General features: G+C 61.2%; 22 protein-coding genes and 1 tRNA gene. 21 read left to right on the plus strand and 2 right to left on the minus strand.

Annotation, left to right across the window (positions count from 1 at the left end):
- Positions 1 to 9: 9 nt before the first annotated feature.
- From NKH95_RS16380 to tgt, 4 genes are read left to right on the plus strand one after another with little or no spacing between them, the layout of a single operon-like run.
- Positions 10 to 459: a DMT family transporter gene (locus tag NKH95_RS16380; RefSeq protein WP_352442598.1), complete on the plus strand. Its 450-nt coding sequence runs from the start codon at positions 10 to 12 to the stop codon at positions 457 to 459.
- Positions 459 to 1,547 (plus strand): tRNA preQ1(34) S-adenosylmethionine ribosyltransferase-isomerase QueA, encoded by a 1,089-nt coding sequence (gene queA / locus NKH95_RS16385; RefSeq protein ID WP_352442599.1) that lies wholly within the window; start codon positions 459 to 461, stop codon positions 1,545 to 1,547. The genes NKH95_RS16380 and queA overlap by 1 nt, the downstream gene beginning before the upstream one ends.
- A complete protein-coding gene (locus NKH95_RS16390; RefSeq protein ID WP_023812988.1) occupies positions 1,537 to 1,710 on the plus strand; it encodes a hypothetical protein in 174 nt (57 codons plus the stop codon). Before queA ends, NKH95_RS16390 begins: the two co-directional genes overlap by 11 nt.
- On the plus strand, positions 1,703 to 2,833 hold the full coding sequence (gene tgt / locus NKH95_RS16395; protein WP_023812987.1) for a tRNA guanosine(34) transglycosylase Tgt: 1,131 nt from the start codon (positions 1,703 to 1,705) through the stop codon (positions 2,831 to 2,833). The genes NKH95_RS16390 and tgt overlap by 8 nt, the downstream gene beginning before the upstream one ends.
- Before the next feature lie 4 nt (positions 2,834 to 2,837).
- On the opposite strand, the gene NKH95_RS16400 is transcribed toward tgt, so the two are convergent.
- Positions 2,838 to 3,257: a DUF4864 domain-containing protein gene (locus tag NKH95_RS16400; RefSeq protein WP_023812986.1), complete on the minus strand. Its 420-nt coding sequence runs from the start codon at positions 3,255 to 3,257 to the stop codon at positions 2,838 to 2,840.
- Positions 3,258 to 3,523: 266 nt separating this feature from the next.
- Between NKH95_RS16400 and NKH95_RS16405 the strand changes: the two genes are divergently transcribed.
- From NKH95_RS16405 to NKH95_RS16480, 16 genes are all read left to right on the plus strand, one after another.
- Positions 3,524 to 3,760, plus strand: coding sequence for an Lrp/AsnC family transcriptional regulator (locus NKH95_RS16405; RefSeq protein ID WP_010909609.1), 237 nt, complete (start codon positions 3,524 to 3,526; stop codon positions 3,758 to 3,760).
- 171 nt (positions 3,761 to 3,931) lie between these two features.
- Complete coding sequence (locus NKH95_RS16410; protein ID WP_023812984.1) at positions 3,932 to 5,344, plus strand: circularly permuted type 2 ATP-grasp protein; 1,413 nt, start codon at positions 3,932 to 3,934, stop codon at positions 5,342 to 5,344.
- A 156-nt stretch (positions 5,345 to 5,500) separates the two neighbouring features.
- A complete protein-coding gene (locus tag NKH95_RS16415; protein WP_023812983.1) occupies positions 5,501 to 6,442 on the plus strand; it encodes an alpha-E domain-containing protein in 942 nt (313 codons plus the stop codon).
- 85 nt (positions 6,443 to 6,527) lie between these two features.
- Positions 6,528 to 7,322, plus strand: a complete 795-nt coding sequence (locus NKH95_RS16420; protein ID WP_352774228.1) for a transglutaminase family protein — start codon at positions 6,528 to 6,530, stop codon at positions 7,320 to 7,322.
- Positions 7,323 to 7,454: 132 nt separating this feature from the next.
- Positions 7,455 to 8,186 (plus strand): proteasome-type protease, encoded by a 732-nt coding sequence (locus NKH95_RS16425; RefSeq protein WP_023812981.1) that lies wholly within the window; start codon positions 7,455 to 7,457, stop codon positions 8,184 to 8,186.
- Between the two features lie 101 nt (positions 8,187 to 8,287).
- Positions 8,288 to 9,697 (plus strand): pyridoxal phosphate-dependent decarboxylase family protein, encoded by a 1,410-nt coding sequence (locus tag NKH95_RS16430; protein WP_023812980.1) that lies wholly within the window; start codon positions 8,288 to 8,290, stop codon positions 9,695 to 9,697.
- 78 nt (positions 9,698 to 9,775) lie between these two features.
- Positions 9,776 to 10,543 (plus strand): DeoR/GlpR family DNA-binding transcription regulator, encoded by a 768-nt coding sequence (locus tag NKH95_RS16435; protein ID WP_023812979.1) that lies wholly within the window; start codon positions 9,776 to 9,778, stop codon positions 10,541 to 10,543.
- 125 nt (positions 10,544 to 10,668) lie between these two features.
- Entirely contained in the window at positions 10,669 to 12,195 is a 1,527-nt protein-coding gene (glpD, locus tag NKH95_RS16440) for a glycerol-3-phosphate dehydrogenase (RefSeq protein WP_023812978.1), read from the plus strand.
- Between the two features lie 42 nt (positions 12,196 to 12,237).
- Positions 12,238 to 13,317 carry an ABC transporter ATP-binding protein gene (locus NKH95_RS16445; RefSeq protein ID WP_352442604.1) on the plus strand — a complete coding sequence of 360 codons (1,080 nt, stop codon included), beginning with the start codon at positions 12,238 to 12,240 and terminating at the stop codon, positions 13,315 to 13,317.
- Between the two features lie 10 nt (positions 13,318 to 13,327).
- Positions 13,328 to 14,395, plus strand: a complete 1,068-nt coding sequence (locus tag NKH95_RS16450) for an ABC transporter ATP-binding protein (protein ID WP_023812976.1) — start codon at positions 13,328 to 13,330, stop codon at positions 14,393 to 14,395.
- Positions 14,396 to 15,262 carry a carbohydrate ABC transporter permease gene (locus NKH95_RS16455; protein ID WP_023812975.1) on the plus strand — a complete coding sequence of 289 codons (867 nt, stop codon included), beginning with the start codon at positions 14,396 to 14,398 and terminating at the stop codon, positions 15,260 to 15,262.
- A gap of 1 nt (position 15,263) precedes the next feature.
- Positions 15,264 to 16,187: a carbohydrate ABC transporter permease gene (locus NKH95_RS16460; protein ID WP_027036701.1), complete on the plus strand. Its 924-nt coding sequence runs from the start codon at positions 15,264 to 15,266 to the stop codon at positions 16,185 to 16,187.
- 2 nt (positions 16,188 to 16,189) lie between these two features.
- A complete protein-coding gene (locus NKH95_RS16465; RefSeq protein ID WP_352442605.1) occupies positions 16,190 to 16,471 on the plus strand; it encodes a DUF2160 domain-containing protein in 282 nt (93 codons plus the stop codon).
- A gap of 79 nt (positions 16,472 to 16,550) precedes the next feature.
- Positions 16,551 to 18,275 carry an ABC transporter substrate-binding protein gene (locus NKH95_RS16470; protein ID WP_352442606.1) on the plus strand — a complete coding sequence of 575 codons (1,725 nt, stop codon included), beginning with the start codon at positions 16,551 to 16,553 and terminating at the stop codon, positions 18,273 to 18,275.
- Between the two features lie 97 nt (positions 18,276 to 18,372).
- Complete coding sequence (gene glpK, locus NKH95_RS16475; protein ID WP_352892054.1) at positions 18,373 to 19,866, plus strand: glycerol kinase GlpK; 1,494 nt, start codon at positions 18,373 to 18,375, stop codon at positions 19,864 to 19,866.
- A 34-nt stretch (positions 19,867 to 19,900) separates the two neighbouring features.
- Positions 19,901 to 20,380: a DUF6882 domain-containing protein gene (locus NKH95_RS16480; RefSeq protein WP_352892055.1), complete on the plus strand. Its 480-nt coding sequence runs from the start codon at positions 19,901 to 19,903 to the stop codon at positions 20,378 to 20,380.
- Positions 20,381 to 20,476: 96 nt separating this feature from the next.
- Here the strand turns inward: NKH95_RS16480 and NKH95_RS16485 are convergent, their stop codons facing one another.
- Complete coding sequence (locus tag NKH95_RS16485; RefSeq protein ID WP_023812969.1) at positions 20,477 to 20,962, minus strand: BA14K family protein; 486 nt, start codon at positions 20,960 to 20,962, stop codon at positions 20,477 to 20,479.
- A 258-nt stretch (positions 20,963 to 21,220) separates the two neighbouring features.
- Here NKH95_RS16485 and NKH95_RS16490 point away from each other — a divergent pair.
- A tRNA-Lys gene (locus tag NKH95_RS16490) sits at positions 21,221 to 21,296 on the plus strand.
- Positions 21,297 to 21,318: the final 22 nt, after the last annotated feature.

A 21,318-nucleotide genomic window follows, 5' to 3' on the forward strand; every position in this document is an offset into this window, starting at 1 on the left:
CAAACGACAATGATGGGCGTCGTCTGGTCGCTTCTCGGCATCCTGTCCGGCGCCTTCATTGCCATTCAGGCGCCGATCAATTCGCAACTGGCGCGCGGCCTGGGCCTCCCGGTCGCGGCGGCTGCGTTTTCGTTCCTGTCGGGCGCGATCGTGCTCGGCATTATTTCCGTCACGGTGGTGAAGCTGCAGGGCATCTCGCTCGACTGGAAGGCGCCGGCGCCCTGGCTGTTCGTGGCCGGCGGCATGCTGGGCGGTTTCTATGTCACGCTGTCGACTATCCTGACGCCACGCATCGGTGCCGCCGCGCTGATGGCGTTTCTGGTCGCCGGCCAGTTGCTGGCCGGCATGCTCATCGACCGCATCGGCTTCCTCGGCGTCGCGGTGCGTGAAATCTCGCTCGGTCGCATCGCCGGCGCGGTGCTGCTGCTGGTCGGAGCGCTGCTCGTCCGGCTCTACTGATGCGCGTCGATCTCTTTGACTTCGATTTGCCGGAGGAGCGCATCGCGCTTCGCCCGGCGGAGCCGCGCGACAGCGCCAAGATGCTGGTGGTCAAGCCGGGCGAGGCGCTCGACGACCGGACGGTTGGCAACCTGCCATCGTTGCTCAGGGCCGGCGACGTGCTGGTGTTCAACGACACCAAGGTCATTCCAGCGCAGCTCAAAGGCATCCGGCGGCGGGGTGAGGCGACGGCGCAGGTCGAAGCCACGCTGCATATGCGCATGGCGCCGGACCGCTGGCTGGCCTTCATGCGGCCGGGCAAGCGCATCGCAGCCGGCGACCGTATCCATTTCGGCCATGACGGCAATTCCTGTTTCCTCGGTCAGCTCGACGCCACGGTGATCGAGAAAGGCGAGGGCGGCGAAGCGCTGCTTGGCTTCGATCTGTCGGGGCCGTTCCTCGACGAGGCGCTGCACGCGGTCGGCCACATTCCGCTGCCGCCCTACATCGCCTCGAAACGCGACGACGACGAACGCGACCGGGCCGACTACCAGACCATCTATGCAAGCGAGGAAGGCGCCGTTGCGGCTCCGACAGCGGGCCTGCATTTCACGCCGGAGCTTTTTGCAGCGCTTGACAGCAAGGGCATCGAACGCCGCTTCGTCACCTTGCATGTCGGCGCAGGCACGTTCCTGCCGGTGAAGGCGGACGATACCGCCGACCACAAGATGCATGCCGAGACCGGTTCGGTCAGCGAAGCCACTGCGGACGCCCTGAATGCCGCAAGAGCAAGGGGCGGGCGCATCGTCGCTGTCGGCACGACCTCGCTGCGTCTGCTGGAGAGTGCGGCGCGTGAGGACGGTACTCTGGCTGCGTGGTCCGGTCCGACCGATATCTTCATCACGCCCGGCTACCGTTTTCGCACCGCCGACGTGCTGATGACCAATTTCCATCTGCCGCGCTCGACGCTGTTCATGCTGGTCTCGGCCTTCAGCGGCCTCGGCACGATGCGCGCGGCCTATGCGCATGCCATCGAGAGCCGCTACAGATTCTATTCCTATGGCGACGCAAGCCTGCTTTTCCGAGCGGAGACGAGCGATGGACGATGATCTGCAAGCCTTTGACCGTGATGCGCTGGTCGCGGAAGTGAAAAAACTGCGCGCGGGCATTCGCCAGCACCGCGATTCCACCATGCGCGGCATCCACTACCGCCAGTCGCTTGACAATCAGGCGCCGGACGCCCCGGTCCACGACAAGGAATTCAATGGCTAAGCCGTTCAGCTTCAAGGTTCTGGCAACCGACGGCAAGGCGCGACGCGGCGTGATCGACATGCCGCGCGGCGAAATCCGCACGCCGGCCTTCATGCCGGTCGGCACCGGCGGCACCGTCAAGGCGATGTATATGGACCAGGTGCGCGGTGTCGGCGCCGACATCATCCTGGGCAACACCTATCATCTGATGCTGCGGCCCGGCGCCGAGCGCGTCGCGCGGCTCGGTGGCCTGCACGAGTTCGCCCGCTGGCCGCATCCGATTCTGACCGACAGCGGTGGTTTCCAGGTGATGTCGCTGTCGAAGCTGAGAAAGCTGACCGAAAAGGGCGTCACCTTCCGTTCGCATATCGATGGCGCTGCCTACGAGATGTCGCCGGAGCGGTCGATCGAGATCCAGGGACTGCTTGATTCCGACATCCAGATGCAGCTCGACGAATGCACGGCGCTGCCGGCCGAGATGAAGGAGATCGAGCGCGCCATGGAGCTGTCGCTGCGTTGGGCCGAGCGCTGCAAGACGGCGTTCGGCGATCAGCCGGGCAAGGCGATGTTCGGCATCGTGCAAGGCGGCGACAACGCAGCGCTCAGGGTGCGTTCGGCGCAGGCGCTGAGCGCGATGGAGCTGAAGGGCTACGCGGTTGGCGGCCTGGCCGTCGGCGAGCCGCAAGCGGTGATGCTCGAAATGCTCGACATCACCTGTCCGGAATTGCCAGCGGACAAGCCGCGCTATCTGATGGGCGTCGGCACGCCTGACGATATCCTGAAATCGGTGGCGCGCGGCATCGACATGTTCGACTGCGTAATGCCGACGCGGGCCGGCCGCCACGGCCTTGCCTATACAAGGCGCGGCAAGGTCAATCTGCGCAACGCCCGCCATGCCGACGATCCGCGGCCGCTCGACGAGGAAAGCGACTGCCCTGCCGCCCGGGACTACTCACGCGCCTATCTGCATCATCTGGTGCGCTCACAGGAGGCACTTGGCGCCATGCTTTTGACCTGGAACAACCTTTCCTACTATCAAAAGCTGATGCAGGATATCCGCGCTGCGATCGAGGCCGGCGCCTTCGAGGCGCGCGGCGCGGAAATCACCGAGGGCTGGGCAAGGGGCGATATCCCGTTGCTGTGAGGCCTCAAGTGCTGAGCGAATTCGAGGCGCGCAGGCTGCAACCGGTGATCTGGAACGTGCCGTCGGGCTGTTGCTGCAACGTGTAGACAGCCTCGTAGTCCTTGCCGTTGGGGCCGACGATCAGCACCTGCTGGACGATCGAACCCGGAGCCGTCTCCTCGACCTTGCCGAAGGAATAGGTCCGCGGCTTGCGCACCGGCGGATAGCCGTTGGTCACCATGTTCATGAAGGCGTCGACGGTCGGGAAGATCCGCTTCACATTCGGGGCGGCGAAGCTGTAGGCAGTGGCGCCGTCATCGGCAATGAGGGCCTCTAGCTGACTGTCGATGACGGACTGGCCCGCCTTGATCTCGGCATCGCCGGCCAATGCCGACGATACAAAGAGGAATGGAACGACTGCGATTGCGAAAAAGGCGTGGCGCATGGCCTGTCTCCGTTATCCCGCGAAATATCTTCCCTCAAAAATGGTGCTGTCCGAAGACGCATCATAACATACGCTTGGCAGCGCATCGCGGTTTCAGCGATTGCGAATAATCGCTGGCGATCGGCGGCAGGTTGCATGCTGGTGTAGCAGCTGCGGAAGGTCGCAGCCCAGGCCTGGGCCGGCTGGGTACGGATTCCAGCGCTTGAAAGCCCGCCTCCAGTCTGCCAGAAGGGCCGCTGGACTTGGACGTTTAGCGGGACGAAGCCATGAAGGCGTTTTTCGTGCAGATCAAATGCGAGCTCGGCAAATCCTATGAGGTTGCCAGCGCGCTTGCCGATGCCGAGATCGCCTCGGAAATCTACTCCACCGCCGGCAATTACGATCTGCTCGCCAAATTCTACGTCGACGATGAGGAAGACGTCGGCCATTTCGTCAATGAGAAGGTGCAGATTCTCCCCGGCATCAAGGACACGTTCACCGTCGTCACGTTCCGCGCTTTCTAGCTGGCAAACGCATTTGCCCGGGCACGAGGCAAAGGCTGACCAGGGTCATATTTCGACTGCCTCAATTTTAGGCAGGCGCAACATACTGATCGCCCGTATCTCCCAAATCACCGATTGCGCTTGATTTTCTCCGGCGACGCCAGTGAAATGGCGTCACAGGGGAGTATGCGATTGGCAGCGTTCGATGAAATGCTTCCGGAAGTCTCCGGATTGAGAAGACCGTATTCGGCTTATGATCGCTGGCTGAAGGAGCAGGACCCAGCCAGGTTGACCGAGAAGATGCAGGACGCCGAACGCGTCTTCCGCAAGACCGGTATCACCTTCGCCGTCTATGGCGAGCAGGAAGCCTCCGAGCGGCTGATCCCGTTCGACATCGTTCCCCGCATCATTTCAGGCAATGAATGGCGGCGCCTCACGCAGGGCATAGAGCAGCGCGTGCAGGCGCTGAACGCCTTCCTCGACGACATCTACCATCGCCAGGAAATCCTGCGCGCAGGGCGCGTCCCCAGGGAATTGATCGCCAGGAACGAGGCCTTCCTGCCGGAGATGATCGGGGTCAGGCCGCCGGCCGGCGTCTATACCCACATCATCGGCGTCGACATCGTCCGCATCTCGGAGGACGAATTCTACGTGCTGGAGGACAATGCGCGCACGCCGTCGGGCGTCTCCTACATGCTGGAGAACCGCGAGACGATGATGCAGCTGTTCCCCGAGCTGTTCCAGAAGATCAAGGTGCGGCCGGTGGAAAACTACCCTCAGCTTCTGCGCCAGTCGCTGGCGGCGGTGCGGCCGCAAAGCACAAAGGGTGCGCCGACCATTGCGGTGCTGACGCCCGGCAGTTTCAACTCCGCCTATTTCGAACACGCCTTCCTCGCCGACCAGATGGGCGTGCAACTGGTCGAAGGCCAGGATCTGCGGGTCGTCGACGGGCATGTCGCGATGCGCACGACCGAAGGCTACAAGCAGATCGATGTGCTTTACCGCCGCGTCGATGATTCCTTCCTCGACCCGCTGACCTTCCGGCCGGACTCCGCACTTGGCATACCCGGCATCATGGATGTCTATCGGGCCGGCAACATCACCATCGCCAACGCGCCGGGCACCGGCATCGCCGACGACAAGGCGATCTATTCCTACATGCCCGAGATCATCGAATTCTACACCGGCCGCAAGGCGATCCTGGGCAACATCCCAACCTGGCGCTGCTCGGAGCCCGACAGTCTGAAATACGTGCTCGAACACATCGACGAACTGGTGATCAAGGAAGTGCACGGTTCCGGCGGCTACGGCATGCTGGTTGGGCCGGCAGCAACCAAGAAGGAATGCGAGACGTTTGCCAAGAAACTCCAGGCAAAACCTTCGAATTACATCGCCCAGCCGACGCTCGCGCTGTCGACATGCCCGATCCTGACGGAAAAGGGGTTGGCGCCGCGCCATGTCGATCTCAGGCCTTATGTGCTGGTCTCCGACCGCATCCAGATCGTGCCCGGCGGGCTGACCCGCGTCGCGCTGAAGGAAGGCTCGCTGGTGGTCAATTCCTCGCAGGGCGGCGGGACGAAGGATACGTGGGTGCTGGATGATTGAAGTGAGTGAGTAAGGAATTAGGCAGCAGGCAGCAGGCAGCAGGCAGTAGGCAGTAGTGGAAGCAGAGGACAGGGAAATGCCATATTCCATTGAGATTCAAACTCTTACTATTCCCTACTGCCTATTCCCTACTCACTAGCCCGAGGGGCCAATTCAATGCTTTTAGGCCGCACCGCCAACGGGCTCTATTGGATGAACCGCTATATCGAGCGGGCGGAAAACATGGCGCGCTTGGTCGATGCCGGCCTGCGCATGGCGCTGACCCGCACGCAGAGCGCCTCGGAAGAGTGGAGTTCGGTGCTGCTCAGCGCCGGTTCCGACGTCACCTTCAGCCAGAAATATTCTGACTATACCGCCGCCAATGTCGCCGACTTCCTGTTGCGCGACACGTCGAACCCGTCGAGCACGATGGCGTCGATCGAGACGGCCCGCAACAATGCCCGCATGGTGCGTACCGCGCTGACGCGCGAAACCTGGGAAAGCATCAACGAAGCCTGGATGTCGCTGAAGCGGATGCTGGCCAGGCCGATCGACGAGCGCGACCTACCCAGCGTGCTCGACGCCATCAAGCGCGAGACGGCGCTGATCCGCGGCTCATTCTACGGCACCATGCTGCGCAACGAGATCTTCGACTTCTCGCAGCTCGGCACTTATGTCGAGCGCGCGGACAACACGGCGCGCATCCTCGACGTGAAATATTATGTGCTGCTGCCGTCGATCTCCTGGGTCGGCTCGACGCTCGACAATTATCAGTGGGAATCGATCCTGCGTTCGGTCTCGGCGCATCGCTCCTATCGCTGGGTCTACGACGCCGATTACAAGCCGACCAACATTGCCGATTATCTGATCCTCAACGTTCGTATGCCGCGCTCGCTGATGTTCTGCTATCGCTTCCTGTCGGAGCATCTGAAATTCCTCGGCGACGATTACGGCGAACGCCATGCCTGCCACGCAACGGCCGAGAAGACGCAGACAATGCTGAGAGCCGGGTCGATCAAGGGCATATTCGACGCCGGCCTGCATGAATTCCTGGCCAATTTCATTCGCGACAACACCAAGCTAGGCGAAGAGATCGCACAAGATTATCGGTTCAATTGAGCATGGTCCCGAAAGGTGGAGCCGGTTTTCTCAGACAAATGGAAACCGTTTGTCCGGAGATCGTGCTCACAAACGGAATAGAAGCATGCGGCTGAAGATCACCCATCGGACCGAATACCGCTACGATGCGCCGGTGCACTATCTGTTGCAGCGGCTGCGGCTGCTTCCGGTCAGCGGATCGACGCAGACCATTCTGTCCTGGGCTCTGGCGATCGAAGGCGCGCGCGAAGAGGTCCGCTTCGTCGACCATTTCGGCAACGACACAAGGCTGTTGAGCGTCGAGGGCGAGCGCGACTTCATCACTGTGGAAGCATCAGGCGAAGTGGTGACGCGCGACACCGCGGGTGTCTCGGGACCACACCAGGGCTTTACGCCGCTCTGGCTGTACAGCCATGAGACACCATTGACGACGATCGGCAGCGGTGTTCGCGATCTCGCCGCGTCGGTCGGCAAGGGCAGCGACATTGAAAGGCTGCACCGGCTGATGGCCATCATCGGCGAACGCGTCGCCTACACGCCCGGCACCACCAACGCGACGACGCCGGCGGAGGAAGCCTTGGCGCTCAAGACCGGGGTCTGCCAGGATCATACCCATATCTTTGCCGCCGCCGCCCGCGCCATGGGCTTTCCAGCTCGCTATGTCAGCGGCTATCTGATGCTGGATGCCACGGTCGAGCAGGCGGCCAGCCATGCCTGGGCCGAAGCGCATGTCTCGGGTCTCGGCTGGGTTGCCTTTGATGCCGCCAATGGCATTTCACCCGACGAGCGTTATGTAAAGGTGGCAACGGGCCGCGATTACCGCGACGCCACGCCGGTGTCGGGAATTCGGCTGGGACAGGCGGAAGAACGGCTTGCGGTCACCGTCACGGTGGAGCAGTAATCCTCCGCACGATTGCTGCCGAGCGATTCATCGTTTCAAGGAACGCCGAACCGCTCTATCCCCTTGTTTTAACGCAATTCCGCACGGAAAACCGCTTCACACTTTTCCTGGAATTGCTCTAGAAGAGATTCCATGACCTATTGCGTTGGCCTGAAGATCGACCGCGGGCTCGTGTTCATGTCGGACACGCGCACCAATGCAGGCATGGATTCCATCTCCACCTTTCGCAAGATGCATGTCTGGGAAGAGCCGGGCGAGCGTGTCATCGTTTTGATGTCGGCGGGCAATCTGGCGACGACGCAGGCCGTGGTCAGCCTGCTCGACGAGCGCACCAAGGCGATCTCCGAAAGGCATTCTACGGTGCTCGAAACGCCGTCGATGTACCAAACGGTCCGCATTGTTGGCGACACGGTCAAGGAGGTCATCGCCAATTCGTCACCCGCTGGCGAAAAGGCGGATTCCTATTTCAATGCGTCCTTCATCCTCGGCGGTCAGATCAAGGGCAGCGAGCCGCGCCTGTTCATGATCTATCCCGAAGGCAATTTCATCGAATCGACCGATGACACGCCGTTTTTCCAGATCGGCGAGACCAAATACGGCAAGCCGATCATCATCCGCGCCTACGAAAGGACGATGAGCCTGGCCGAGACGGTGAAGCTGCTTTTGGTGTCGTTCGATTCGACGTTGAAGTCGAACCTGTCCGTCGGCTTGCCGCTCGACCTGCTCTTCCTGGAGAAGGACGCCTTCAAGGTCGGATTGAAGAAGCGGATCGGCCAGGATGACCAGTACTACCGCACGATCTCCGACGGCTGGTCGAATGCGCTGAAGACGGCCTTTGCCAGCCTGCCGGATTTCCCCGGCTGAGGCGTGCGGCATCCGTTGCTGGTTGCATATATTTCACGCGTTAATTAATAAAGAGACCAGCCGCGATGGATGGTAGCGATGGATCATGTCGGGAGGACAGGATGAACAACGATGATTTCCGGCAATGGTCGCGGCGCGCCGCCGACTGGGGCGCCGACTACCGCAATACGCTGCGCGAGCGGCCGGTGCGGCCGCTGGTCGAGCCTGGCGACATTTTCCGAGGCATAGAGGCGTCGCCGCCCGAAGACGCCGAACCGATGGACCGGATCTTCGCCGACTTCGAAGAGAAGATCCTGCCTGGAATGACACATTGGCAGCATCCGCGTTTCTTCGCCTATTTCCCGGCCAATGCGGCGCCGGTCTCGGTGGTGGCGGAATATCTGGTTTCGGCGATGGCCGCGCAATGCATGCTCTGGCAAACGTCACCGGCAGCGACCGAACTCGAAACGCGCACCGTCGACTGGATGCGCCAGGCGCTCGGCCTGCCCGAAGGGTTTTCCGGGGTGATCCAGGATTCGGCTTCGTCGGCGACACTGGCCGCGGTGCTCACCATGCGCGAGCGGGCACTCGAGTGGCAAGGCAACAAACAAGGCCTGGCAGGGCAGGCGCGGCTGCGCATCTATTCCTCCGATCAGGTGCACACATCGATCGACCGGGCGATCTGGGTGTCAGGCATCGGCGAGGACAATCTCGTGCGCATTCCGGTCGGCGGCCGCTTTCGCGCCATGGACACCGCAGCGCTCGAGGCGGCAATCATCGCCGACCGGGAAGCGGGCATGCTGCCGGCCGGCATCATCGCTTGCGTCGGTGGCACCAGCACCGGCGGCACCGACGACATCGCCGCGGTGGCAGAGGTGGCGCGGCGGCATGGGCTCTATCTCCACGTCGATGCCGCATGGGCGGGGTCGGCGATGATCTGTCCGGAGTATCGGCATTTCTGGACAGGCGTCGAAGGCGCCGATTCGATCGTCTTCAACCCGCACAAATGGCTGGGCGCCCAGTTCGACTGCTCGATCCAGTTCCTGCGCGACCCCGAAAGCCATGTGAAGACGCTGGCCATCAAGCCGGATTATCTGAAGACGCACGGTCATGACGGCATCATCAACTATTCGGAATGGTCGGTGCCGCTCGGCAGGCGCTTCCGCGCCCTGAAATTGTGGTTCCTGCTGCGCGCCCATGGTCTGGAAAACCTGCGCATGATGATCCGCAATCATGTCGCGTGGAGCGAAGGGTTGGCGGCGCGGCTGGCAAGGGAGCCGGATTTCGAGATCGTCAGCGAACCGATGCTGTCGTTGTTCTCGTTCCGACACAAGACCGCAACCGATGCGGACGAGCACAATCTGCGCCTGGTCAATGCGATCAACGACGATGGCCGCATCTACCTGACGCAGACGAAGGTTGATGGACTGATAGCAATCCGTTTCCAGGTCGGCCAGTTCGAGGCGACCGCCGCCGATGTCGATATGGCTTTTGTGGTGATTACTGATATCGCACGTGGCTTGGATCGCTGATTTCGTTAGCCGGCTTATGCCTTTTCATCGGTTTCGTTTTCGACTATAGACAAGAAAAACGAAAACGGGAGGTTGCCTATGTATCTGTCGCCGCGCCATGCCGAGATTATCCAGATGGCCAAGGATCATGGCCGCGTGCTGGTCGATGATCTGGCCGCCCACTTCAATGTGACGCCGCAGACCATACGCAAGGACCTCAACGATTTGTGCGACCAGCGGCTGCTCTCGCGCATCCATGGTGGCGCGCTGTATCCCTCCGGCATCGAGAACATGGAGTATGAGGCGAGACGCAAGATCGCCGCCGACGAAAAGGAGGCGATCGGCCGTGCGGCCGCCAGACTGATTCCCGACAATGCCTCGCTGTTCATCAACATCGGCACCACGACAGAGTCGGTCAGCAAGGCGTTGCTCGATCACAACGGTCTCATGGTCATCACCAATAACATCAATGTTGCCAATAGGATGCGGATATATCCCTCGATCGAGGTGGTGATCGCCGGCGGGGTTGTGCGCGGTTCCGATGGCGGTGTGGTCGGCGAAGCGGCGGTCGACTTCATCAGGCAGTTCAAGGTCGACTACGCGGTGATCGGTGCATCCGCCATCGACCATGACGGCGCCTTGCTCGATTTCGATTTTCGCGAGGTCAAGGTGGCGCAGGCGATCATCGCCAATGCAAGGCATGTCATCCTGGTTTCCGACCAGACCAAATTCGAGCGAACCGCACCGGTGCGCATCGGCCATCTGTCGCAGGTCAACACCTTCATCACCGATCGTTGCGACATCCCGTCAGTGCGCAAGATCTGCCAGGAGGCCGAGGTTCAGCTGATCGAGACGTCGCTCGCCTAGGCGGTTTTCACCCGATATCACGCGCTCGTGATATTTCGTTTGACATTCGTTATCATTTCGAAATAATTCCGACACGGTTTCGTAAAAGCCCAAAAATGGTGCAATGCGAAATCGTTGGAGGAATTGTGGACGCATCTCCGATCCGTGACATTTTCGTCATAGGTGGCGGCATCAATGGCTGCGGCATTGCCCGTGATGCCGTCGGTCGTGGCTTTTCCGTGTTTCTCGCCGAGATGAACGACCTCGCCAGCGGAACCTCCTCGGGTTCGACCAAATTGATCCATGGCGGCCTGCGCTACCTCGAATTCTACGAATTCCGCCTGGTGCGCGAGGCGCTGATGGAGCGCGAGGTTTTGTGGAAGAACGCGCCGCACATCATCTGGCCAATGCGCTTCGTGCTGCCCTATGCCAAGGGCCTGCGCCCGGCCTGGCTGATCAGGCTCGGTCTCTTCCTCTACGACCACATTGGCGGGCGCAAATTGCTGCCCGCGACCCGGACGCTGGACATGGCCAGGGATCCGGCCGGTAAGCCTTTGAAGCCGCTGTTCAAGAAGGCCTTCGAATATTCTGATGGCTGGGTCAATGACGCGCGGCTGGTGGCGCTGAACGCACGTGATGCCGCCGACCGCGGCGCCACGGTTCGCACCCGCACGAAAGTGACCGGCGCGCGCCGCGAAAACGGCCTGTGGGCAATCCAGATCGAGGATCTGCAGACCGGCGAGACCGAGGAGATCAAGGCGCGACTGCTGGTCAATGCCGCCGGCCCCTGGGTCGATCATGTGCTGTCCGGCGTCGTCGGGCTCAACGATGTGCACAATGTTCGTCTCGTGCAGGGCAGCCACATTGTCATCGCCAGGAAGTTCGACGATCCACGCGCGTATTTCTTCCAGAACAAGGATGGCCGCATCATCTTCGCCATTCCCTATGAGGAAGAGTTCACCCTGATCGGCACCACCGACCAGGATTATCCCGGCGATCCGCATGACGTGAAGATCAGCGACACCGAGATCGATTATCTCTGCGCCGCGGCAAGCGAATATTTCGCCCAACCCGTCAAGCGCTCGGACATCGTTTGGACCTATTCGGCCGTCCGTCCGCTCTATGATGACGGCGCCTCCAAGGCGCAGGAAGCGACGCGCGACTATGTGCTCAAGGCCGATGGCGGCGAGGGCGCCGCCCCGATCGTCAACGCCTTCGGCGGCAAGATCACCACCTATCGCCGGCTGTCGGAATCGATGCTGGAAAAGATCGAGGGTTTTCTCGGCAAGCGCGGCAAGCCGTGGACGGCAAACGCGCCACTGCCGGGCGGCGATTTCCCGGCCACCGGTTTCGATGCCGAAGTGGCGAAATTGAAAACCGCTTATCCATTCCTCGACGCGCGCCTGGCTCGCCGGTTGACCCGGCTCTATGGAACCCGCGCGAGGATGCTGTTGGGGCTGGCCAAATCGAACGTCGATCTCGGCCGCAACTTCGGCGCCGATCTCTATGAGGCCGAGGTGCGCTATCTCGTTCAAAACGAATGGGCCGTCACATCAGAAGATGTATTGTGGCGCCGGACCAAGCGCGGTCTGCATCTCAGCCGCGAGCAGGTGGCGGCGCTCGATGAATTCATGCGCGGCATAAGCCGGCGCCATGTCGCGGCTGCCGAATGAAGAGGGGTTTGAGCTGATGCGGAAGGCCTGGGAGGAGGCGTCATGCTGGAACTGAGAAACGTCACCAAGACGGTCGGTGCGGTCGAGCATATAAGCGACGTGTCGCTGACGCTCCAGCACGGCTCGCTCAACGTCCTGCTCGGACCGACGCTTTCGGGCAAGACCAGCTTGATGCGGCTGATGGCCGGCCTCGATGTGCCAACCTCCGGTTCGATCTGGTTCGACGGTCAGAATGTCACCGGCGTGCCGGTGCAGAAGCGCAAGATCGCCATGGTCTACCAGCAGTTCATCAACTATCCGGCGATGACCGTCTATGAGAACATCGCTTCGCCGCTGCGGGTAGCTGGCATCGAGCAGGCCAGGATCGACAGCCAGGTACGTGAAGCCGCCGCACTTCTCAAGCTGACACCCTATCTCGACCGCACGCCGCTCAGCCTGTCCGGCGGCCAGCAGCAGCGCACCGCACTGGCGCGCGCCATCGTCAAGAACGCCAGCCTGGTCCTGCTCGATGAACCGCTCGCCAATCTCGACTACAAATTGCGCGAGGAACTGCGCGCCGAATTGCCCAGGATATTCGCCGCCGCCGGCACCATCTTCGTCTACGCCACCACCGAGCCGCACGAGGCCCTGCTGCTTGGCGGCAACACGGCGACGCTTTCGCAAGGCAAGATCACCCAGTTCGGACCGACCATCGAGGTGTTCCGCAAGCCGGTAGATCTGGTGACAGCCAGGACGTTTTCCGATCCGCCGCTTAACACCATCGTGCTCGCCAAGAAGGGTCGGGATTTCCTGCTCGAGGGCGGCGTGAACCTACCGGTGCCGGCCGAACTCTCCGGCATTGCCGACGCCATCTATACGATCGGTTTTCAGCCGCACCACTTGTCGCTCGAGCGGCCCAATGCGGCGGCGGTGCCGGTGCGTGCCAAGGTGACGATCACCGAGATCACCGGATCGGAGAGCTTCATCCATCTCGATTTCGCCGATGCGCGCTGGGTCATGCTGACCCATGGTATCAGGCATTTCGAGCCAGACGAGGTGGTCGAGGTGTTCATCGATCCGCGCCACATCATGGTTTTCGACGAGCACGGCAGCGCCGTGACTGCGTCGAAGCTGGCGGCTTGAGGGCAAAGAGATGGCACGCATCGACGTCAACCATGTCCGACATTCCTACCTGCCGAACCCGCAGAAGGATGCCGATTTCGCGCTGCGGGAAGTGCATCATGTCTTCGAGGACGGCGGCGCCTATGCGCTGCTCGGGCCCTCCGGTTGCGGCAAGACCACGCTGCTCAACATCATTTCGGGATTGTTGCACCCCTCGCACGGCCAGTTGCTGTTCAACGGCAAGGACGTGACCAATTTATCGACGCAGGAGCGCAACATCGCGCAGGTGTTCCAGTTCCCGGTCATTTACGACACCATGACCGTCTACGATAATCTGGCCTTCCCGCTGCGCAACCGCGGCGTGCCGGAAGCCGATGTCGACCGCAAGGTTCGCGAGACGTTGGAGATGATCGATCTGGCGTCCTGGGCGAAGAAGAAGGCGAGGGGCCTGACCGCCGACCAGAAGCAGAAGATCTCGCTCGGCCGCGGGCTGGTGCGCTCCGACGTCAACGCCATCCTGTTCGACGAGCCGCTGACCGTCATCGATCCGCACATGAAGTGGGTGCTGCGCTCGCAGCTGAAGCAGTTGCACCGCCGCTTTGGCTACACCATGGTCTATGTGACCCACGACCAGACCGAGGCGCTGACCTTCGCCGAGCAGGTCGTGGTCATGTATGATGGCGGCATCGTGCAGATCGGCACACCGGCCGAATTGTTCGAACGGCCACGCCATACCTTTGTCGGTTATTTTATCGGCTCGCCGGGCATGAACGTCATGCCGGTGGCAATCGACGGCAAGACGGCGACACTCGGCTCGCAGCGCATCGAACTGCCGGGCGCGCCAAAGGCAGGCAGCGGCGCCGTCGAGCTCGGCATCCGTCCCGAATATGTCCGGCTCGGCCGCGAAGGCATGGCCGTGCAGGTCAGCAAGGTCGAGGATCTCGGCCGCCACAAGGTGGTGCGCGCCAAGCTCGAAGGCCGCGATATTTCTGCCGTGATCGGTGAGGACGAGACCCTGCCCGCCGATCCGAAGGTGCGGTTCGACCCGGCCGGCATCAACATCTATGCCGATTCCTGGCGTGTCGAGATGGAGGCCTAGATGGAGAAGACCTGGAACAACAAGGCCTGGTTCATGGTGCTGCCGGTCCTCCTGCTGGTGGCGTTCTCGGCGGTGATCCCGCTGATGACGGTGGTCAACTATTCGGTGCAGGACACGTTCGGAAACAACGTCTTCTTCTGGAACGGCTCGGACTGGTACACCGAAATTCTGGAGTCGGAACGCTTCTGGCTGTCGATGGTCCGCAACCTGATCTTTTCCGCAACCATCCTCGCCATCGAGATTCCGCTCGGCATCTTCATCGCTCTCAACATGCCAAAGAAAGGCTGGGGCGTGCCGGTCTGCCTGGTGCTGATGGCTCTGCCGCTGCTGATCCCGTGGAACGTCGTCGGCACGATTTGGCAGGTATTCGGCCGCATCGACATTGGCCTGCTCGGCTACACGCTGTCGGCGCTCGGCTTCGACTACAACTACGTCAACGATCCGACTGATGCCTGGGTGACGGTCATCCTGATGGACGTATGGCACTGGACAAGCCTCGTCGTTCTGCTCTGCTACGCCGGACTGGTCTCGATCCCCGATGCTTTCTACCAGGCGGCCAAGATCGACGGCGCCTCACGCTGGGCAGTGTTCCGCTACATCCAGCTGCCGAAGATGAACCGCGTGCTTCTGATTGCAGTGCTGCTGCGCTTCATGGACTCGTTCATGATCTACACCGAGCCGTTCGTGGTCACGGGCGGAGGCCCTGGCAATTCGACGACGTTCCTGTCGATAGACCTGGTCAAGATTGCGATCGGCCAGTTCGATCTCGGGCCGGCGGCCGCCATGTCGATCATCTACTTCCTGATCATCCTTTTGCTGTCTTGGGTGTTCTACACCGTCATGACCAATGTCGATGCGGAGCGCTGAGATGAGCGGCGCCAACGAAGGAACGACGAGGCAGGACCGAGTGCGTGAGACGGCGGTTTCGGACGGGCTCGCCAGCACATTGTCGCAGGACCAGCTTGCGCGGCTGATGCGCCGACGCGGCGAAGAATCCCGGTTCTGGTGGTTGGTGCCGACGATCTACATCATCTTTCTGATGCTGCCGATCTACTGGCTGGTCAATATGAGCTTCAAGACCAATCAGGAGATTCTGGGCGCGTTTTCGCTGTGGCCGAAGAGCCCGACCCTGGCCAACTACATCGTGATCTTCACCGACCCGTCCTGGTACAAGGGCTACATCAATTCGATCATCTATGTCGTCATGAACATGGTGATCTCGGTTTCGGTGGCGCTGCCGGCGGCCTACGCTTTCTCGCGCTACCGGTTCCTCGGCGACAAGCACCTCTTCTTCTGGCTGCTGACCAACCGCATGGCGCCGCCGGCAGTGTTCGCGCTGCCGTTCTTCCAGCTCTATTCGGCGTTCGGGCTGATCGACACGCATATCGCGGTGGCGCTGGCGCACTGCCTGTTCAACGTGCCGCTGGCGGTCTGGATCCTCGAGGGTTTCATGTCCGGCGTGCCGAAGGAGATCGACGAGACCGCCTATATCGATGGCTATTCCTTCCCGCGCTTCTTCCTGAAAATCTTCATGCCGCTGATCGCAAGCGGCGTCGGCGTGGCCTGCTTCTTCTGCTTCATGTTCTCATGGGTCGAACTGCTGATCGCGCGGACCTTGACCACGACGGCCGCCAAACCGATCGCGGCGATCATGACGCGTACGGTCTCGGCCTCCGGGCTCGACTGGGGCGTGCTGGCCGCCGCCGGCGTGCTCACCATCCTTCCAGGCGCGCTCGTGATCTGGTTCGTCCGCAACTACATCGCCAAGGGCTTTGCCCTGGGGAGGGTATGACCATGAACCTCACCTGGATGGCATGGACGCTGCCAACGGCGATCTTTTTCATCACGATCCTGGTACTGCTCTGTGGCATGGCGGTCTGGGAATACGCCTCGCCTGGCGGCAATCTCCGGGTCGGCCTCCTGCGCTTCGAGACGACGCGCGGCGACCGCCTCTTTGTTTCGCTGCTCGGCAGCGCCTTTATCCATCTCGCTTGGCTGGGTCTTGTCGGACCCAACCTGTGGTGGGCTCTCGCTCTCTCCGTAGTCTACGCCGTCGGCGTGTTCCGCTACGTATAGAGGGGGAAACTGTTGGAGCGACCGCGTGCCGACGGCCGCTCCAGATCGCACTTGAAACTTGAAAAGTGGAGGAAACGAAATGCGAAGGCAATTTTTAACATCAACGACTGCGCTTGTCCTGCTCTGGGGAGCAGGCCAGGCCTATGCCGGAATGGACGAAGCCAAGACTTTCCTCGATAACGAAATCAAGGACTTGTCGACGCTCGATCGCGGCGCCCAGGAAGCCGAGATGCAATGGTTCATCGATGCCGCGAAGCCTTTCGCCGGGATGGACATCAAGGTGGTCTCCGAGACCATCGATACGCATAGCTATGAGTCCAAGGTCTTGGCGCCCGCCTTCACCGCGATCACCGGCATCAAGATCACTCACGACCTGATCGGCGAAGGCGATGTCGTCGAGAAGCTGCAGACGCAGATGCAGTCGGGCGAAAACATTTACGACGCCTACGTCAACGACTCCGACCTGATCGGCACCCACTGGCGGTACCAGCAGGCGCGCAGCCTGACCAAGTGGATGGCGAATGAGGGCAAGGATGTCACCAATCCCAACCTCGACCTCGCCGACTTCATCGGCACCAAGTTCACGACCGCTCCGGACGGCGACCTCTACCAGCTGCCGGACCAGCAGTTCGCGAACCTCTACTGGTTCCGCTACGACTGGTTCAACGACGAGAAGAACAAGGCCGATTTCAAGGCCAAGTACGGCTACGACCTCGGCGTTCCGGTCAACTGGTCGGCCTATGAGGACATCGCCGAGTTCTTCACCGGCCGCGAAATCGACGGCAAGAAGGTCTATGGCCACATGGACTACGGCAAGAAGGACCCCTCGCTCGGCTGGCGGTTCACCGATGCCTGGCTGTCCATGGCCGGCAATGGCGACAAGGGCCTGCCGAACGGTCTTCCGGTCGACGAATGGGGCATCAAGGTCAACGAGAAGTCGCAGCCTGTCGGCTCGTGCGTCGCGCGCGGCGGCGACACCAACGGCCCGGCTTCCGTATATTCGATCCAGAAGTACCTGGATTGGCTGAAGGCCTATGCGCCGCCGGAAGCCCAAGGCATGACGTTCGGCGAATCCGGCCCCGTCCCGTCGCAGGGCACGGTCGCGCAGCAGATGTTCACCTACACCGCCTTCACCGCCTCCTTCGTCAAGGAAGGGCTGCCGGTCGTGAACGCGGACGGCACCCCGAAATGGCGCTTTGCTCCCTCGCCGCATGGCGTCTACTGGAAGGACGGCATGAAGCTCGGCTACCAGGACGTGGGTTCATGGACGCTTCTCAAGTCCACGCCTGACGATCGCGCCAAGGCCGCCTGGCTCTATGCGCAGTTCGTCGTATCGAAGACGGTCGACGTGAAGAAGAGCCATGTCGGCCTGACGCTGATCCGCGAGTCGACGATCCAGGACAAGAGCTTCACGGAACGCGCTCCGAAGCTCGGCGGCCTGATCGAGTTCTACCGCTCGCCGGCCCGTGTTCAGTGGTCGCCGACCGGAACGAACGTTCCGGACTATCCGAAGCTGGCACAGCTCTGGTGGCAGGCGATCGGCGATGCGTCGTCGGGTGCCAAGACGGCGCAGGAGGCGATGGACTCGCTTTGCTCCGAGCAGGAAAAGGTCATGGAACGCCTGGAAAAGGCCGGCATCCAGGGCGATATCGGCCCGAAGATGGCCGAAGAGCATGACCTCGCCTACTGGAACGCCGACGCGGTCAAGAAGGGCAATCTCGCTCCTCAGTTGAAGATCGAGAACGAGAAGGAAAAGCCGGTCACCATCAATTACGACGAGCTGGTGAAGAGCTGGCAAAAGTAAGACTGTTCTAAGCGGGCGTCTGCGCCCGTGTGACATTGGGGGAGGCGGCATCTTGCCGTCTCCCCTGTTTGTGTAAAAGACAAAGCGGGGAGGCATAATGACCGGATATATCCTTGCCATCGACCAGGGCACGACTTCGACCCGGGCGATACTGTTCGACGGCGAGATGAAGGTCGCCGGCAGCGGGCAAAAGGAATTCGCCCAGCACTATCCGGCTTCCGGCTGGGTCGAGCACGATCCCGAGGATATCTGGGCGAGTGTGGTGTCGACCGTGAAGGCGGCGCTGAAGAAGGCCGGCCGGAATGCTTCCGACGTGGCCGCGATCGGCATCACCAATCAGCGCGAAACCGTGGTCATCTGGGACAGAGCGACCGGCAAGCCGATCCACAATGCCATTGTCTGGCAGGACCGGCGCACCGCGCCGCTGTGCCAGAAACTCAAGAAGCAAGGGTTGGAGAAGACATTCACTAAGAAAACCGGGCTGCTGCTCGATCCCTATTTTTCCGGCACCAAGATCGCCTGGATGCTGGACAAGGTGAAGGGCGCCAGAAAACGCGCCGAGAAGGGCGAATTGCTCGCCGGCACCATCGACAGCTTTTTGATCTGGCGGCTGACCGGCGGCAAGGTCCACGCAACGGACGCCACCAACGCCTCGCGCACGCTGGTCTACAATATCGCTGAGAATGCCTGGGACGACGAGTTGCTGTCGATCCTCAACATCCCGGTAGAAATGCTTCCCGAGGTGAAGGACTGCGCCGATGACTATGGAATCACGGAGAAAAATCTCTTTGGCGCCGAGATAAGAATCCTCGGTGTCGCCGGCGACCAGCATGCGGCAACCATCGGCCAGGCCTGCTTCGAGCCAGGCATGATGAAATCGACCTACGGCACCGGCTGTTTTGCGCTCCTCAACACAGGCAGCGACCTGGTGCGTTCGAAGAACCGGCTCTTGACCACCATTGCCTACAGGCTGAACGGCAAGACGACTTACGCGCTGGAGGGCTCGATCTTCATTGCCGGTGCTGCGGTGCAATGGCTGCGTGATGGCATCAAGGTGATCGGCAAGGCCGAACAGAGCGGCAAACTGGCTGATGAAGCCGATCCGACCCAAAACGTCTATCTGGTGCCGGCCTTCGTCGGGCTCGGCGCGCCGCATTGGGACGCCGAGGCACGCGGTGCGATTTTCGGACTGACGCGCAATTCAGGACCGGCGGAGTTTGCCCGCGCCGCGCTCGAATCCGTCGCCTACCAGACACGCGACCTGCTCGACGCCATGCGCAAGGACTGGAAAGGCGCTTCGGCCAAGACAGTGCTGCGTGTCGATGGCGGCATGGTGGCGTCGGACTGGACCATGCAGCGGCTGGCCGACATCCTCGATGCGCCGGTCGACCGCCCGACCATTCTCGAGACGACCGCGCTCGGTGCAGCCTGGCTGGCCGGCTCGAAAGCTGGCGTTTGGCCGGATGCAAAGAAGTTTGCGAAGAGTTGGGCACTCGAACGGCGCTTCAAGCCGGACATGGATGGCTCCGTGCGCGCAGCTAAGCTCGCTGGTTGGCGCGATGCTGTGCGCAGGACGCTCAGCGTGTCATAAACAGCCATCAGTGGCGGGTGATGGGGCGCGAGGAATGCAGCCAGATTGGTATCCTGCTTGGCGCGACGAGGCTATCGAACAGCTGAAGGCCAAGAATGCACGCTTGAAAAAAGATCTCCACCTCGGTAGCTGGTTGCGCTATGACTATGACCTGACGGCCGGAACGCTTCTGTTCTCGCAAGACGGGGTCGCCAAGGTCGTTACCGAAATCCAGATTGTCGGCTCAACCAGCACGGAGGCCGGAAACTGGCTGTGGGCTTGGGCAAATTCCAGCCCGCCCAGCGAGCTCCTCAGCGATGCAAAGCTAGTCCGATCCTTCGGGGAGCAGAATGGCATCGACGAACTGGCCCAAGCCTATGCGACGGATGCGGACAATGCGCTGGAAGTGGTTGGTTGGGAACTCAGTGCGGTGATGGCCCGTATCTGCAATGGGTTGGGTATCTATCGTTGTCCCAGCAGAGAGGACGGCGGTGGCTTTTATCTGATGCTCAAGAGCATCAACTGGGCAAGCTGACGGCAACTGTTCGTCTTCCGGCCAAAGGATCAAAAGCCCGCGCCGTTGCCGGCGCGAGCTCCACTAACGCATCTCAGCTACTTAAACGCGCCTTGATCAGTAAGGCGAACGGCACTCCTTGCGAGGGCCGTAATTCGGCTGGAACGTGTTGTCCGAAGCACGGTAGCTGCGATAGCGGTCGTAGCACCATTGGACGTGGGCGTTGCCTCCGTAGACGCGGTTGTTTTCGTTGTTGATGATTGCGCCGGTAATCAGCGCGCCAGTAGCGAAGGCGGCAAGCGGGAACCAATAATCGCCGTGACGACGGTAGCCGGGGCGATATTCGCGATAGCCCCGATGGCCGTTCCAATATGCGCCGCGATTGCGGGAAAAATTGCGGTCACGCGAAAAACTGCGGTCACGCGAAAAATTGCGATTGTGGCGGTCCTTACGCCACTCCCGGTACTGGACTGTCTGCACATCCGGCACCGCGACCTGGGATTGCGGCACATAGTTCGGTTGGGCATTAACGGACACCGCCTCCGCCGCAACGAATGTGACGGAGAGAGTGGCCGCCAGCAGGCTCGTTGTGATTCTGTTCATTGGTCTTCTCCTCGATAGTTTGGCGGACGTCCCTGTGCCGGGAAAACGAGCGGCCCATACAATTGTTCCCCAGACTGGATGCCGCTGTCGGGCAGAAATGCCAGTGTTCCCTTGGCTGTTCTCCCACCGATGGCGCGGCTGGCAAGTGTCGCGACAGGGCGAAGCCGCCCGTGTTTGCGAGCCCTCTTTTTCCGGTTGACCGGTCGAGGCACTCTCCCTATGTTCCGCGCAATTTCGAGGGCCGCCTTTCGCCCGCGGGAGCGCGTAGCTCAGCCGGTAGAGCAACTGACTTTTAATCAGTAGGTCATGGGTTCGAATCCCATCGCGCTCACCAAATCCACGCGATAAACTGTCAC

Origin of the sequence: Mesorhizobium sp. M0848, from assembly GCF_040319805.1 — a bacterium.
In the GTDB taxonomy this organism is placed as follows: Bacteria; Pseudomonadota; Alphaproteobacteria; order Rhizobiales; family Rhizobiaceae; genus Mesorhizobium.